The organism is Pseudomonas sp. ArH3a (genome assembly GCF_022648765.1).
Classification (GTDB): Bacteria; Pseudomonadota; Gammaproteobacteria; order Pseudomonadales; family Pseudomonadaceae; genus Aquipseudomonas.
Genome location: NZ_CP080330.1, coordinates 20,682 through 35,777, shown reverse-complemented (window position 1 = coordinate 35,777; position 15,096 = coordinate 20,682). Strand labels below are relative to the sequence as shown.

At 60.4% G+C, this 15,096-nt stretch carries 15 protein-coding genes and 1 pseudogene; 4 read left to right on the top strand and 12 right to left on the bottom strand.

The window, feature by feature from the left end; all coding sequences use genetic code 11:
* Positions 1-3: 3 nt before the first annotated feature.
* The 6 genes from K0P33_RS00180 to K0P33_RS00155 form a co-directional block, all read right to left on the bottom strand.
* Positions 4-747, bottom strand: a complete 744-nt coding sequence (locus K0P33_RS00180; protein ID WP_094948704.1) for a hypothetical protein — start codon at positions 745-747, stop codon at positions 4-6.
* Between the two features lie 56 nt (positions 748-803).
* On the bottom strand, positions 804-1,184 hold the full coding sequence (locus K0P33_RS00175; protein WP_003176922.1) for a RidA family protein: 381 nt from the start codon (positions 1,182-1,184) through the stop codon (positions 804-806).
* A 38-nt stretch (positions 1,185-1,222) separates the two neighbouring features.
* Positions 1,223-3,328: a bifunctional GTP diphosphokinase/guanosine-3',5'-bis pyrophosphate 3'-pyrophosphohydrolase gene (spoT, locus tag K0P33_RS00170; RefSeq protein ID WP_017735756.1), complete on the bottom strand. Its 2,106-nt coding sequence runs from the start codon at positions 3,326-3,328 to the stop codon at positions 1,223-1,225.
* Positions 3,329-3,388: 60 nt separating this feature from the next.
* Positions 3,389-3,652: a DNA-directed RNA polymerase subunit omega gene (gene rpoZ / locus K0P33_RS00165; protein WP_003176920.1), complete on the bottom strand. Its 264-nt coding sequence runs from the start codon at positions 3,650-3,652 to the stop codon at positions 3,389-3,391.
* Positions 3,653-3,819: 167 nt separating this feature from the next.
* Positions 3,820-4,440 carry a guanylate kinase gene (gene gmk, locus K0P33_RS00160; protein WP_010168203.1) on the bottom strand — a complete coding sequence of 207 codons (621 nt, stop codon included), beginning with the start codon at positions 4,438-4,440 and terminating at the stop codon, positions 3,820-3,822.
* A gap of 10 nt (positions 4,441-4,450) precedes the next feature.
* Positions 4,451-5,314: a YicC/YloC family endoribonuclease gene (locus K0P33_RS00155; RefSeq protein WP_094948705.1), complete on the bottom strand. Its 864-nt coding sequence runs from the start codon at positions 5,312-5,314 to the stop codon at positions 4,451-4,453.
* 217 nt (positions 5,315-5,531) lie between these two features.
* Between K0P33_RS00155 and rph the strand changes: the two genes are divergently transcribed.
* Both rph and K0P33_RS00145 read left to right on the top strand, forming a co-directional pair.
* Positions 5,532-6,254: a ribonuclease PH gene (gene rph, locus K0P33_RS00150; protein ID WP_094948706.1), complete on the top strand. Its 723-nt coding sequence runs from the start codon at positions 5,532-5,534 to the stop codon at positions 6,252-6,254.
* A 22-nt stretch (positions 6,255-6,276) separates the two neighbouring features.
* A complete protein-coding gene (locus K0P33_RS00145) occupies positions 6,277-6,645 on the top strand; it encodes a DUF4870 domain-containing protein (RefSeq protein WP_094948707.1) in 369 nt (122 codons plus the stop codon).
* 58 nt (positions 6,646-6,703) lie between these two features.
* Here the strand turns inward: K0P33_RS00145 and K0P33_RS00140 are convergent, their stop codons facing one another.
* Positions 6,704-7,483 (bottom strand): exodeoxyribonuclease III, encoded by a 780-nt coding sequence (locus tag K0P33_RS00140; protein ID WP_003195493.1) that lies wholly within the window; start codon positions 7,481-7,483, stop codon positions 6,704-6,706.
* Positions 7,484-7,565: 82 nt separating this feature from the next.
* Here K0P33_RS00140 and pyrE point away from each other — a divergent pair, with 82 nt between their 5' ends.
* A complete protein-coding gene (gene pyrE, locus K0P33_RS00135) occupies positions 7,566-8,210 on the top strand; it encodes an orotate phosphoribosyltransferase (RefSeq protein WP_063033848.1) in 645 nt (214 codons plus the stop codon).
* A gap of 186 nt (positions 8,211-8,396) precedes the next feature.
* Here pyrE and argB read toward each other — a convergent pair whose 3' ends face one another.
* From argB to coaBC, 4 genes and pseudogenes are all read right to left on the bottom strand, one after another.
* The gene (argB, locus tag K0P33_RS00130) at positions 8,397-9,302 is read right to left on the bottom strand and encodes an acetylglutamate kinase (RefSeq protein WP_015886532.1); all 906 of its coding nucleotides are present in this window, start codon (positions 9,300-9,302) and stop codon (positions 8,397-8,399) included.
* A 19-nt stretch (positions 9,303-9,321) separates the two neighbouring features.
* Positions 9,322-10,719, bottom strand: a pseudogene (locus K0P33_RS00125) (phosphomannomutase/phosphoglucomutase); the annotation flags it as partial.
* A 264-nt stretch (positions 10,720-10,983) separates the two neighbouring features.
* Complete coding sequence (dut, locus tag K0P33_RS00120; RefSeq protein WP_016975923.1) at positions 10,984-11,439, bottom strand: dUTP diphosphatase; 456 nt, start codon at positions 11,437-11,439, stop codon at positions 10,984-10,986.
* 5 nt (positions 11,440-11,444) lie between these two features.
* A complete protein-coding gene (gene coaBC / locus K0P33_RS00115; RefSeq protein ID WP_048723622.1) occupies positions 11,445-12,653 on the bottom strand; it encodes a bifunctional phosphopantothenoylcysteine decarboxylase/phosphopantothenate--cysteine ligase CoaBC in 1,209 nt (402 codons plus the stop codon).
* Positions 12,654-12,782: 129 nt separating this feature from the next.
* Here coaBC and radC point away from each other — a divergent pair, with 129 nt between their 5' ends.
* On the top strand, positions 12,783-13,457 hold the full coding sequence (gene radC, locus K0P33_RS00110) for a DNA repair protein RadC (RefSeq protein ID WP_094948710.1): 675 nt from the start codon (positions 12,783-12,785) through the stop codon (positions 13,455-13,457).
* Positions 13,458-13,487: 30 nt separating this feature from the next.
* Here the strand turns inward: radC and K0P33_RS00105 are convergent, their stop codons facing one another.
* Positions 13,488-15,080: an ABC transporter substrate-binding protein gene (locus tag K0P33_RS00105; RefSeq protein ID WP_242153482.1), complete on the bottom strand. Its 1,593-nt coding sequence runs from the start codon at positions 15,078-15,080 to the stop codon at positions 13,488-13,490.
* Positions 15,081-15,096: the final 16 nt, after the last annotated feature.

Sequence of the window (15,096 nt, the reverse complement as noted above, 5' to 3'; positions counted from 1 at the left end):
CGGTTATTTCTTTTCAAGCAACCACTGGCGTGGCCCCGGCGTAAACGAAGGCACTTCATCCGTTTGCGCGGTGTTCACCGCCTGGAAAATCTCCAGTTGCTTGCCTTTGCGGGCGAAGATCCACGGGTTGCCCTGACCGTTCAGTTGCAGCCAGATGCTGTCATAGCCGCCGCTCATGGAGGCGCAGTCACCCGCCAGGCACAGCGAGTACCGATCGACACTTGGCAAGCCGGCGACCTTGCCGTCAGCCTGGAACTGTACCGTGGCGCCGTCGCCGGTGCCGTCGGTGATCTTCCAGTCGCCGCCCAAGTAGGCTGCATACAGTGCGCGTTCGAAGTTCGCACCCAGCGGCGCGCCTTCGGGGGCTGGGTCTTTGGCGCGGGCAAACAGTTGCTCAGGCTCATTGTCGTTGGCCACTTGCAGCAGTTGCTTGCCTTTACGCTTGAGTTCAGTGGCGGAGCTGCCGTAGAAATCGACGCTCCAGGCGCCGGGCTTCTCACTCAGCAGCTTGCCTTCGGCGACTTCGAAACCGTTGTAGTAGCGCGCCTGCAAAGCCTTGGTGTTGACCTCCCACTCGAGGTTCGGGCCAAAGGTTTGCAACGCTTCACGCAAAGGGCCGCCCTTGGCTGCCGCGTTGATGGCGGCCTGGTTGATCCAGGTGCCGCTCACATCCAGGTCGGCGGGGTTGCTGGCGCAGCCACCGAGCAACAGGGCGAGCGTTGATAAGGCTACAAGCGCTTTGCGCATTACTAAATCCTTCTGAAACGAAGTCGGCGCAGCCTGTGAAAGCTGCGCCGGGTGTTTTACTCGATGACCAGAATCGCGTCCATCTCAACCTGTGCGCCCTTTGGCAGGGCGGCAACGCCGATGGCGGCGCGGGCTGGGTACGGCTGTTCGAAGTACTTGCCCATGATCTCGTTGACCTTGGCGAAGTGGCTCAGGTCGGTGAGGAAGATGTTTAGCTTGACGATGTCCTTGAACGAACCGCCGGCAGCTTCGGCAACCGACTTGAGGTTCTCGAAGACTTGTACGGTCTGTGCTTCAAAACCTTCAACCAGTTCCATGGTCTTTGGGTCCAGTGGAATCTGGCCGGACATGTAGACGGTGTTGCCCGCCTTAATCGCCTGGGAGTAAGTGCCGATGGCGGCCGGGGCCTTGTCGCTGGTGATAACAGTCTTGGTCATGTGTGACTCCTTGTAAGAGATGATGACTATTTGAAGCGCTACGCACGCATGCGGGTGATGCGAATCACCCCGGTCAGGGCGCGCAGCTTCTTGATCACGCGGGCCAGGTGCACGCGGTCGTGCACGCTGACGACCAGTTGGACTACGCTGATGCGGCCATCGCGCTCATCCATGCTGATTTTCTCGATATTGCCGTCGGCCGCGTTGACGCTGCTGGCCAGCAGGGCGATCAGGCCGCGCTGGTGCTCCAGCTCAACGCGCAGCTCGACGTTGAATTCGCCAGTCACATCCTTGGCCCAGGAGAGCTGGATGCATTTCTCTGGGTTGTGGCGGATTTCGGTGATATTGCGGCAGTTGTCCAAGTGCACGACCATGCCTTTGCCTGCGGACAGGTGGCCGACAATCGGGTCGCCCGGGATCGGCGTGCAACATTTGGCGTAGCTGAGCACCAGGCCTTCGGTGCCGCGAATTGCCAGCGGGCCTTCGGGGCTTGGCAGCTGTTCGCCTTCGCCAAGCAGGCGGCGGGCGACCACATAGGCCATGCGGTTGCCCAGGCCGATATCTTCCAGCAGGTCTTCGATGGTTTCCTGGCGATACTCGTGGAGCATCGCTTGCACACGCTCGGCCGGGATCTTATCCAGGGCGCTGTCGAAACCGTTGAGCACCTTGTTCAGCAGGCGTTCGCCGAGGCTGATGGATTCGGAGCGGCGTTGCAGCTTCAGGGCATGGCGGATGTGTGTGCGCGCTTTGCCGGTAACCACGAAGTTGAGCCAGGCCGGGTTCGGGCGCGCGCCAGGTGCGCTGACGATCTCGACCGTGGAGCCGCTTTGCAGCGGCTCGGACAGCGGCGCGAGACGACGGTTGATCCGACAGGCGATGCAGCTGTTGCCGACGTCGGTGTGCACGGCGTAGGCAAAGTCGACCGCCGTGGAGCCTTTGGGCAGCTCCATGATCCGGCCTTTGGGCGTGAACACGTAGACCTCGTCCGGGAACAGGTCGATCTTCACGCTTTCGATAAATTCCAGGGAGTTGCCGGCACGTTGCTGCATTTCCAGCACGCCTTTGACCCACTGGCGGGCGCGGGCATGGGTACCTTTTGGCTGCTCGTCGCCGCTGGATTTGTACAGCCAATGGGCAGCGATGCCGTTGTTGGCCATCTCTTCCATTTCCCGCGTGCGGATCTGGATCTCGATTGGCACCCCATGCATACCGAACAGCGTGGTATGCAGCGACTGATAGCCGTTGGCCTTGGGAATCGCGATGTAGTCCTTGAAGCGGCCCGGCAGGGGTTTGTACAAATTATGTACAGCGCCCAGCACGCGGTAGCAGGTATCGACCTTGTCGACGATGATCCGGAACGCGTACACGTCCATGATCTCGTTGAAGGCCCGGCGCTTGCCGCGCATCTTCTTGTAGATGCCGTAGATGTGTTTCTGCCGGCCGCTGACCTCGCCTTCGATCTCGTCGATCGCCAGGCAATGGCTCAGGGACTCTTCGATCTTGTTGACGATTTCCTTGCGGTTGCCCCGGGCGCGTTTGACCGCCTGGTAGATGCGCGCCGAGCGCATCGGGTGCATGGCTTTAAAGCCGAGGTCTTCGAATTCGATACGAATGGCATGCATGCCCAGCCGGTTGGCGATGGGCGCGTAGATTTCCAGGGTTTCCTTGGCGATGCGCCGGCGTTTTTCGCCGGACAGCACTTCCAGCGTGCGCATGTTGTGCAGCCGGTCGGCCAGCTTGACCAGGATCACCCGAATGTCTCGGGCCATGGCCATGGCCATCTTCTGGAAGTTTTCCGCCTGGGCTTCGGCCTTGGTCTCGAAGTTCATCTGGGTCAGTTTGCTGACCCCGTCGACCAGTTCGGCCACGGTTTCGCCAAACTGCGCGCTGAGCGCTTCCTTGGCGATGCCTGTGTCTTCGATCACGTCATGCAGCATCGCGGCCATCAAACTCTGATGGTCCATGTGCATGTCGGCAAGAATATTTGCCACCGCAAGAGGATGCGTGACATACGCCTCGCCACTGCGCCGGCGTTGGCCGTCGTGGGCTTGTTCGGCGTAGAAATACGCTCGGCGGACCAGGTTGACCTGGTCTGGGCCGAGGTAGGTCGATAAGCGATCGGCGAGGGCGTCTATGCTCGGCAAAGGATTAACTCCTGCCGTTGGCTGTGACCCCGCGCCGTGCTACGTCGACCAGGCATAGGCTTAGACGGCCTCGTTGGACTCGTCCTCGAACGCTGCAAACAGCGGTTCGTCTTCAACGATCTCGGCGTTGGCGATGAACTCGTAGCTCATCAGGCCTTCAGCGATTTCACGCAGGGCTACAACGGTAGGCTTGTCGTTTTCCCACTGGACCAGTGGCTCTTTGCCGCCAGTGGCCAGTTGACGGGCACGCTTGGTAGAGAGCATGACCAGCTCAAAGCGGTTATCCACGTGTTCTAGGCAGTCTTCAACGGTTACGCGGGCCATGGTATTCCTCGGAGCGAATGCAAGATGCGCGCTGCCCGGTTGGGCGAGCGGACTAAACAGTTTAAAAAATCACCAGCGTTTAGGGAAGCGCTGATTTTTCCCGTGCCCTCGAAAAACCGCTACAAGTGCCAATGTAAAGCCCTTGCAGCGGTTTTGGGAAGAGCCAATCAGCCGAGCAGTTCGGCGAGTAATTTGCCGAAACGCTGCTGTTGGCGCTTTTGCTGGAGCTGATTGGTGCGGAAAATCGCCTTCAAATCGTCCAAAGCGTGGGCAAAATCGTCATTGATGATCAGGTAGTCGTAGTCGACGTAGTGGCTCATTTCGCTGACGGCTTCACGCATGCGGCCTTCGATGATCTCGTCGCTGTCCTGGCCACGGTTGGTCAGGCGCTGGTGCAAGGCTTCGAGCGACGGCGGCAGGATGAAGATCGAGCGGGCTTTGGGCATCAGCTGACGCACTTGCTCGGCGCCCTGCCAGTCGATTTCCAGGATCAGGTCGTGGCCTTCGTCCAGGGTCTGCTGCAGATGGCTTTGCGAAGTGCCGTAGAGGTTGCCGAAGACTTCGGCGCGCTCGAGGAAGTCGCCGTGCTCGATCATCTTCACGAACTCGGTACGCTCGACGAAGTGATAGTGCACGCCGTTCACCTCACCCGGGCGCATGGCGCGGGTGGTGTGTGAGACCGAGATGCGGATCTGCTCGTCAGCGTCGGTCAGGGCCTTGACCAGGCTGCTCTTGCCCGCGCCCGAAGGGGCGGAAATGATGTAAAGGGTGCCGGTGCTGTGGGTCATGGAAGTTGCCTTACTCAATATTCTGTACTTGTTCGCGCATCTGCTCGATCAACACTTTGAGGTTGACCGCAGCTGTCGTGCTGCGCGGATCAAACGCCTTGGAGCCCAGTGTATTGGCTTCGCGGTTGAGTTCCTGCATCAGGAAGTCCAGGCGCCGACCGGCGGCACCGGCGGACTTGAGCACGCGGCGCACTTCGAGGATGTGGGTGCTCAGGCGGTCGAGCTCTTCGGCCACGTCACTCTTCTGCGCCAGCAGGACCATTTCCTGCTCCAGGCGCGTCGGGTCGAGGTCGGCCTTCATGTCGGTGAAGCGGTCCAGGACCTTCTGGCGCTGGGTAGCGAGCATCTGCGGCACCAGCTCGCGTAGGGTGACCACGTCATCTTCAATCGAGGTCAGGCGCTCGTTGATCAGGCGCGCCAGTTCGGCGCCTTCACGTTCGCGGCCGGCCTTGAGCTCCTTCAAACCCTGGGTGAACAGGGCGAGGGCTTCGGCGTTGAGGGCTTGCGGGTCGGTGGCGTCGGCTACCAGTACGCCGGGCCAGGCCAGCACTTCCAGCGGGTTCAGCGCGGCGGGCTGCTTGATCAGGCTGGCGATGGTTTCGGCGGCGGCGACCAATTGCGCAGCGCGGTCGCGGTCGACCTGCAGCGGTTTGCCGGTGGTTTCTTCGGTAAAGCGCAGGGTGCATTCCAGCTTGCCACGGGAGATACCCTGGCGCAGCGCTTCACGTACCGCACCTTCGAGGTCACGGAAAGATTCCGGCAGGCGCAGGTGCGGCTCCAGGTAACGGCTGTTGACCGAGCGCAGTTCCCAGCTCAGGGTGCCTTGGACGCCGGCTTTTTCGACGCGGGCGAAGGCGGTCATGCTGTGCACCATGGAGGTACCTCGCGATGCAGTCCCGAAAATACGGGCTGGTGGGTAAATTGAAGCCGACAGGCTGCGAAGGCGCAGGATTGTAGCGCAGTGAGGCGGACGCGCCCAAACAATGGGCGCCAGGCCAGCCATTCGTAACCGGATTTTTTAGAAGTGCCCCGAAACGGTTCGCGGCTCTATAATGCTCAGCAGTTTTTCGTCCTCCGTACAGGTATCCCCTATGAAACGTCCAAGTGGTCGCGCTGCCGATCAGCTCCGCTCGATCCGCATCACCCGCAACTACACCAAACACGCCGAGGGATCTGTACTGGTCGAGTTTGGCGATACCAAGGTGATCTGCACCGTCAGCGTCGAAAACGGCGTGCCGCGTTTCCTCAAGGGCCAGGGCCAGGGTTGGTTGACCGCCGAGTACGGCATGCTGCCACGCGCCACCGGCGAACGTAACCAGCGTGAAGCCAGCCGCGGCAAGCAAGGCGGCCGCACCCTGGAAATCCAGCGTCTGATCGGTCGCTCCCTGCGCGCAGCCCTGGACATGTCCAAGCTGGGCGACGTGACCCTGTACGTCGATTGCGACGTTATCCAGGCTGACGGCGGCACCCGCACTGCCTCCATCACCGGCGCCATGGTGGCCCTGGCTGACGCACTGAAGGTGATCAAGAAGCGTGGCGGCCTGAAAGCCGGCGACCCGCTCAAGCAGATGATCGCCGCCGTGTCGGTTGGCATGTACCAAGGCGAGCCTGTGCTGGACCTGGACTACCTGGAAGACTCGGCCGCCGAGACCGACCTGAACGTGGTGATGACCAGCACCGGTGGTTTCATCGAAGTGCAGGGCACCGCCGAAGGCGCGCCATTCCAGCCGGCCGACCTGAATGCCATGCTGGCCCTGGCCCAGAAAGGTATGACCGAAATCTTCGAACTGCAGAACGCCGCGCTGGCTGACTGAGCCGGCCTCAAGGAGAAACGCCATGAATGACAGTCAACTTCCCGTGCCCACGCCTTCCTACGAAGTGCGTCAGGGAGCAATGTTGTGTCACCTCGCGGCGTTTCTGGGGTTTGTGTTCCCCTTCGGCAGTGTCGTAGGGCCGCTGATCCTGTGGCAGATGAAGAAAGAAGTGGACCCGTTCATTGATGATCAGGGCAAGGAAGCCTTGAACTTCCAGATCACCGTAGCCATTGCCTGGCTGGTTTGCATCGTGTTGGCCTTCGCGGTTATCGGCTTTTTCCTGATGACTGCCTTGGCGATTGCGACCGTGGTGCTGACCATCATCGGTTCGATCAAGGCCAACAAGGGGATCGCCTATCGCTATCCCTTTACCTGGCGGCTGGTCAAATAATGAGCACCCACAAAAAAACCGACAGCGATGTCGGTTTTTTTGTGCCTGGAAAAAGACCTTAGATGGTCAGTGTCCAGTCGTAGTCCACGATCAGCGGCGCATGCTGCGAGAACCGTGGCTGACGCGGCAGGCGTGCGCTGCGAACAAAGCGGCGCAGGCCAGGTGTCAGCAGCTGATAGTCGAAACGCCAGCCCAGGTTGAGCATCTCAGCCTGTTCGTTATCCGGCCACCAGCTGTACTGGTCGCCTTCGCGGCTGACTTCGCGCAGGGCATCGACATAACCCATGTTGCCGACAATCTCGTCCATCCAGGCACGTTCCGGCGCCAGGAAGCCCGGGGATTGCTGGCTGTCGCGCCAGTTCTTGATATCCAGCTTTTGTTGCGCCACGTACAGCGAGCCACAGTAAATGTACTCGCGACGTTTGCGTCGCTGTTTATCCAGATAACGGGCGAAATCGTCCATTAGCTTGAACTTCTGGTTCAAGTCTTCATCGCCGTTCTGCCCCGAAGGGAGCAGCAAGGTCGCGATGCTGACCTTGTCGAAATCGGCTTGCAGGTAGCGCCCGTAGCGGTCGGCTGTCTCGAAGCCGAGGCCGCTGATGACCGCCTTGGGTTGCAACCGCGAGTACAAAGCCACGCCACCTTGGGTGGGCACTTCGGCATCGCAGGCATAAAGGAAGTAGCCATCCAGTTGGAAGGCTGGGTCGTCCAGTTCAAAGGCGGAGGCGCGGGTGTCCTGCAGGCAGATGACGTCGGCATTCTGTGCTTGCAGCCAACTGAGCAAACCACGCTCGACTGCAGCCTGAATACCATTGACGTTCACACTGATGATCCGCATAAATGGCCCCAAAAATCGCGTGCGTGTATGATACACGCCGTCTACCTAATTAGCTAAATCCGTGGTATCTGAGGCTTTTTTCATGCAGGCGTATCAACGCGATTTCATTCGTTTTGCCATCGATCGCGGCGTTTTACGCTTCGGTGAGTTCACTTTGAAGTCCGGGCGCACCAGCCCTTACTTCTTCAATGCAGGCTTGTTCAACTCGGGTTCGGCCCTGGCTCAGCTGGGTCGTTTCTACGCGGCAGCCATCGTTGAAAGCGGTATTTCCTTCGACGTACTGTTCGGCCCAGCCTACAAGGGCATCCCTCTGGCGGCCGCGACTGCCGTGGCGTTGGCGGAACATCATGGGCTGGATTTGCCGTGGTGCTTCAACCGCAAAGAGGCCAAGGCTCATGGCGAAGGCGGCAGCCTGGTCGGGGCTCCACTCAAAGGCGACGTGCTGATCATCGACGACGTGATCACGGCCGGCACCGCCATCCGTGAAGTGATGCAGATCATCGCTTCCCAGGACGGTGCCAAGGCTGCCGGTGTGTTGATCGCACTGAACCGCCAGGAGCGCGGCAATGGCGAATTGTCGGCGATCCAGGAAGTGGAGCGTGATTTTGGCATTCCGGTAGTGAGCATTGTGTCGTTGAACCAGGTGCTGCAGTTCCTGGAAGACGATCCGCAGCTCAAGCAGCATTTGCCGGCGGTCAAGGCGTACCGCGAGCAGTTCGGCGTCTGACACCGAAACCCATCCGGCACGCGGACCCGTGTGGGAGCTGGCTTGCCTGCGATAGCATCACCTTGGTACAACTGATTTACCGAGGTGCCGGCATCGCAGGCAAGCCAGCTCCCACATTTGGATCGAGTGCAAACAAAAAAGGCCCCGCTCAATTTGATTGAGCGGGGCCTTTTTGTTTTCTGCCGATTAAGGACGCTTGCGGTTGCTGATCAGCGTGCCCACACCGGTATCGGTGAAGATTTCCAGCAGGATTGCATTTGGCACGCGGCCATCCAGAATCAGCGAGCTACCCACGCCGCCTTGCACTGCTTCCAGTGCGCAACGGATCTTCGGCAGCATGCCGCCGTAGATGGTGCCGTCGGCGATCAACTCGTCCACTTGCTGGGTAGTCAGGCCGGTCAGCACCTTGCCTTCCTTGTCCATCAAGCCGGCGATGTTGGTCAGCAGCATCAGCTTTTCAGCTTTCAGCGCCTCAGCCACCTTACCGGCTACCAGATCGGCGTTGATGTTGTAAGACTCACCATTGGCACCCACGCCGATTGGCGCGATCACCGGGATGAAGTCGCCTTTGACCAGCAGGTTCAGCAGGTCGGTGTTGATGCCGATCACTTCGCCTACCTGGCCGATGTCGATGATTTCCGGCTGGGTCATCTCCGGCGTCTGACGGGTAACGGTCAGTTTTTTTGCGCGGATCAACTCCGCGTCCTTGCCGGTCAGGCCGATGGCGCTGCCGCCATGACGGTTGATCAGGTTGACGATGTCTTTGTTGACCTGGCCGCCGAGGACCATCTCCACCACGTCCATGGTCTGCGCGTCAGTGACGCGCATGCCATCGATGAAGTGACTCTCGATCGACAAGCGCTTGAGCAGGTCGCCGATTTGCGGGCCACCACCGTGCACCACCACCGGGTTGATCCCGACGGCTTTCATCAACACGATGTCGCGGGCAAAGCCGGTTTTCAGCTCGTCGCTTTCCATGGCATTGCCGCCGTACTTGATCACCAGCGTCTTGCCGACGTAGCGTCGAATGTAAGGCAACGCTTCGGACAGGACCTTGGCGGTATTGGCAGCGGCTTCGCGTTCGAGGGTCATTCAGGGCTCCGGTAAAAAATCAGAACGGTAATTGGAGATCAGGGGCAACACGTTTCAACTGGGCGTGGAACACGTCCTTGATGCGCTGCAACTCAGCCTCGGTATCCGCCTCGAAACGCAGGACCAGCACCGGTGTGGTGTTGGACGCGCGAACCAGGCCCCAGCCTTTGGCGTAATCGACTCGCACACCATCAATGGTGGTCAGGTTGGCGCCTTCACCCCATTGCGCATCGTGCAGTGCGTCAATGATGCTGAATTTGCTCTCCTCGGTCACATGGATATTGATCTCTGGCGTAGAAATATCATTCGGAAAGGTCTGAAACAGCTCCTGCGCCGTAGATTTTTCCTTGCTGAGGATCTCCAGCAGACGGGCGGCGCTGTAAATTCCGTCGTCAAACCCGAACCAGCGCTCTTTGAAGAACACGTGGCCGCTCATTTCACCGGCCAACAGCGCGCCGGTTTCCTTCATTTTCTTTTTGATCAACGAGTGGCCAGTCTTCCACATGAGTGGGCGACCGCCGTATTCCTTGATCAGCGGGGTGAGGCGGCGGGTGCATTTCACGTCGAAGATGATTTCGGCGTTGGGGTTGCGGGCCACCACGTCGCGGGCAAACAGCATCAGCAGGCGGTCGGCGAACACGTTCTCGCCGGTGTTGGTCACCACGCCGACTCGGTCGCCATCACCGTCGAAGGCCAGGCCTACATCGGCGCCGGTTTCCTTGACCTTGGCGATCAGGTCCACCAGGTTTTCAGGCTTGCCCGGGTCCGGGTGGTGGTTAGGGAAGTTGCCGTCGACGTCGCAGAACAACGGGACCACTTCGCAGTTCAGAGCTTCGAGCAGTTGCGGGGCGATCACGCCGGCCGCGCCATTGCCGCAGTCCACTACCACTTTCAGGCGACGCGCGAGTTTGACGTCGCCGGTGATTTCGTCGGAGTAGCGCTGAAGAATGTCGACCTTGGTGATACTGCCGGTGCCGCTGGTCAGATCGTTGGTCTTCAGGCGGTCGTGCAACGCCTGGATTTGCTCGTTGGCGAGGGTGTCACCGGCGATGACGATCTTGAAACCGTTGTAGTCCGACGGGTTATGGCTGCCGGTGAGCATGACACCGGACTTGCCGGCCAGTACGTTGGCTGCGTAGTACAGCGCAGGCGTCGGCACCAGGCCGACGTCGCTGACGTGGCAGCCGCTGTCGGCCAGGCCCTGGATCAGTTGTTCTACCAGCTCCGGGCCGGACAAGCGGCCATCACGGCCAACCGAGACGTTAGGCTCGCCCTGGGCCAGGCTCTGGGAGCCGATGGCGCGGCCGATCCAGTAAGCGGTTTCGGCGGTCAGGGTCTTGGGCACCACGCCACGAATGTCGTAGGCGCGAAAGATGCTGTCGGGGAATGTCGGGGCTACTCGGGCTGCGGTACTCATCGCGAGGTGAAACTCCATCTGAAGGGGGCAAAGCTGGCCTGAATGTGGCTGACCGGCGGGCTCAAACTGAAGGGTATGACGACTTTTTTGGCAGAGAGTTCGTGGTGCAAAAATGCCATCGGCGCTCGCGCTTCATGCTTTATTCCACGTAATGCATTGATTCTAATGGGGAAATATTGCTCATTAGGTCCGCGCATTCTTCGTCCTGAAAAGCCTTGCGGTGGCGTCGGGCCGGACAAGGGTGCCCGGCCTGTTTCAGCTTAGTCAGTGACTGCCGGAATGCCCAAAACCGCCTGCGCCGCGCTGGGTCTCGTCGAACTCCTGAACCAGCTCGAAGTGCGCCTGCACCACCGGCACCAGTACCAGTTGGGCGATGCGTTCGCCGACAGCAATGTTGAAGGCGGTTTGGCCACGGTTCCAGCACGATACCATCAGCTCGCCCTGGTAATCGGAGTCGATCAGGCCAACGAGGTTGCCCAGCACGATACCGTGTTTGTGGCCCAGGCCGGAGCGCGGCAGGATCAGTGCCGCCAAGCCCGGGTCGCCCACATAGATCGACAGGCCGGTGGGAATCAGAATGGTCTGGCCCGGCTCGAGGACCGTGTCTTCCTTGAGCATGGCGCGCAGGTCCAGCCCGGCGGAGCCTGGGGTGGCGTAGGCCGGCAGTGGGAATTCGTTGCCGATGCGGGGGTCGAGAATCTTGGCTTGCAAAGCGTGCATGTAAATTAAACCTGGTTCAGCCGTTGGGCGATAAATGAGATCAGTTGGCGGGCAATCTTGCCCTTGCTGGTCTGGGCGAAAACGGTGGCGTGCAACTCGCGGTCGATCACGCTGATGGCATTTTCCTCACTGTTGAAGCCGATGCTCGGGTTGGCGACATCATTGGCAACGATCAGGTCGAGGTTTTTATCTTTCAATTTGCGTGCGGCGTAGTCCAGCAGATGTTCGGTTTCGGCGGCAAAGCCGACGCTGAACGGGCGGTCTGGACGCGTGGCGATAGTTGCCAGAATGTCCGGGTTGCGCACCATTTGCAGGAGCAGGCCGTCGCCACTTGTAGGGTCTTTCTTAAGCTTTTGCGGGGCGACGACTTCCGGGCGGTAGTCCGCGACCGCTGCCGACGCGATAAACAGATCGCAGGGAATCGCTGCCTCACAGGCCGCCAGCATGTCTCGGGCGCTGACTACGTCGATGCGCGTGACCCGATCAGGCGTCGGCAAATGCACCGGACCGGTGATCAAGGTGACGCGCGCGCCTGCCTCGACCGCCGCTTCCGCCAAGGCAAAGCCCATTTTTCCTGAGCTATGGTTGGTGATGTAGCGCACCGGGTCGATGTTTTCCTGGGTCGGGCCGGCAGTGATCAGCACGTGCTTGCCGGTCAGGGCCAGGTGCTGGAAGCACTCGGCGGCGCACAGCGCCAGGTCGGTGGCTTCGAGCATGCGGCCCATGCCGACATCGCCGCAGGCCTGGCTGCCGGACGCGGGGCCGAACACTTTGAGGCCTCGGCTTTGCAGGAGTTGGGTGTTCGCCTGGGTGGCCGGGTCGCGCCACATGGCCTGGTTCATGGCCGGGGCAATGGCGACGGTGGCGTCGGTTGCCAGAACCAAAGTGGTCAGCAGGTCATCGGCGATGCCTTGGGCGAGGCGGGCGATCAGGTCGGCGGTTGCCGGGGCGATGAGTACCAGGTCGGCCCATTTGGCCAGCTCGATATGGCCCATCGCGGCTTCTGCCGCCGGGTCCAGCAGGTCGAGGTGAACCGGGTGGCCGGACAGGGCTTGCATGGTCAGCGGGGTGATGAATTCACTGCCACCGCGGGTCATGACCACGCGCACTTCGGCGCCTTGGTCCAGGAGCCTGCGAACCAGCTCTGCGCTCTTGTAGGCGGCAATGCCGCCGCCGACGCCGAGAACGATGCGTTTCCGATACAGACGCTGCATTGGTTTGCCTTTCCAGTTCAGTGACGCCTGCGATGCCCCCTCCCCAGGGGAAATCGCACGCAAAAAAGAGGGCTTAAGATAACACAGCGTCCGCGAGGCAACAGCGGCGCACACGCACACGGAGGTGGGATGAGTATTCGCGATTGGCCTGTGGCGGAACGTCCACGGGAGAAACTTTTGGAATGGGGCGCGGCAAGCCTGTCGGATGCCGAGCTGTTGGCGATCTTCCTGCGTACCGGGGTTTCCGGCAAAAGCGCGGTCGACTTGGCACGCCATTTGTTGGCGCAATTCGGTGGCCTTCGCCCATTGTTGGAGGCCAGCCAGACGCTGTTCAGCAGGCATTTGGGGCTGGGGCCGGCGAAATTTGCTCAGTTGCAGGCCGTGCTGGAAATGTCCCGGCGCCATATGGCCGAAAGCCTGCGCAAGGAGTCGGTGCTGGAAAGCCCCTTGGCCGTGCGCGATTACCTCAAGGCGTTGTTGCGTCATGAGCCCCACGAGATCTTCGGCTGCCTGTTTCTCGACTCAAAGCACCGGGTGCTGGGCTTCGAGGCGTTGTTCCAGGGCACCATTGATGCTGCCGTGGTTTATCCCCGGCAAGTGGTCAAGCGCGCACTTGAGTACAACGCGGCAGCATTGATCCTGTGCCACAACCATCCTTCGGGGAGCGTCGAGCCGAGTGCGGCTGATCGAAAATTGACCAAGTTGCTGCAAAAGGCCTTGGAAGTCGTGGATGTGCGGGTGCTGGATCACATCATCGTGGGCGATGGCGACCCGCTGTCGATGGCGGAATACGGGTGGCTGTAGCCCCGCCCCTCATTGGGGCGGGGCGGGTGCTTAAGGCTTGATGCTGACCTTGGAGTAATCCTGGCGCCCGAACGGGCTTACCTGATACCCCTCGACATTCTTGCGGGCCAGGGCGAACGCGGTCGGGTGCGCCAGCGGCAGCCACAAGGCCTGCTGCTGGATCTGCGCCTGAGCCTGTTGGTACAGCTTGCTACGCACGCCTTGCTCGCTGGTGGTCTTGCCGGCGCTGATCAGTTTGTCCAGCGCGGGGTCGCAGTAGCGCGCGAAGTTGGTACCGGATTTTACTGCCGCGCAGGAGAACTGTGGGGTGAGGAAGTTATCCGGGTCACCGTTGTCGCCGGCCCAGCCCATGAACAGCAGGTCATGTTCACCGGCCTTGGCGCGGCGAATCAGTTCGCCCCACTCGATCACGCGAATCTCGGCCTGGATGCCGATCTTGGCCAGGTCTGCCTGCAACAGCTGTGCACCGAGGTTGGGGTTGGGGTTCAGCAGGCTGCCGGTTGGGCGGGTCCAGAGGGTGGTTTTGAAGCCGTCCTTGAGCCCGGCGCGGTCTAGCAGCGTCTTGGCCTTGGCGATGTCGTGTGGATAACCCGGCAAGTCCTTGGCATAGCTCCAGGTATTGGGTGGGTAAATGCCATTGGCCGCTTCGGCGGTGCCTTCAAACACGGCTTTGAGGTAGCTGTTCTTGTCGAATGCCAGGTTGATTGCCTGGCGCACTTCGGGCTTGTCCAGTGGTGGGTGCTGGCTGTTGATGGCCACGAAGGCAGTCATGAAGGCGGCGGTTTTTTCCACCTTCAATGCCGGGTCTTTCTCGGCTTCGCCTACGTCTAAAGGCTTAGGCGATAGGGCGATCTGGCATTCGTCACGGTGCAGTTTCTGCAGCCGCACGTTGGCATCCGGGGTAATGGCAAAGATTAAGTTATCCACAGCCGGTTTGCCGGCGAAGTACTCCGGGTTGGCTTTGTAGCGAACCACCGCATCTTTCTGAAAGCGTACGAACACAAACGGACCGGTGCCGATCGGCTGGCTATTGAGCTTTTCAGGCCTGCCGGCCTTGAGCAGCTTGTCGGCGTATTCGGCCGGGTAGATCGAAGCAAAGCCCATGCTCAGGGCGGCGAGGAAGGTCGAATCGGCGTGATCGAGAGTGAAGCGCACGGTCAGCGGGTCGAGGGCGTCGATTTTCTTGACCAGTGTCGGCAATTGCAGCGACTGCGCATGCGGGAAACCGCTCTGGGCGATCTTGTGCCACGGGTTGGCCGGGTCGAGCATGCGTTCAAAGCTGAAACGCACGTCTTCGGCGGTCAGGCTGCGGCTTGGGGTGAAGTATTCGGTGCGGTGGAATTTCACGCCTGGGTGCAGCTTGAACGTGTATGTCAGGCCATCCGGCGAGACTTCCCAGCTGTCCGCGAGGCTCGGCACCAGCTTGCCGTGGGTGGCGTCGTAGTCCACCAGGCGGTTCATCAGTACGTCGGCCGAGGCATTGGTGGTGGTCAGCGAGTTGTATTGCACCACATCGAACCCTTCGGGGCTGGCCTCGGTGCAAACGCTCAAACTGGTAGCCGCCAGGGCCGTCGGCGCGATAAATAGAGGGGCTAGCAATAGCGGTAGGGCTGCGAGGCGCATATTTGGTTTCCTTTGC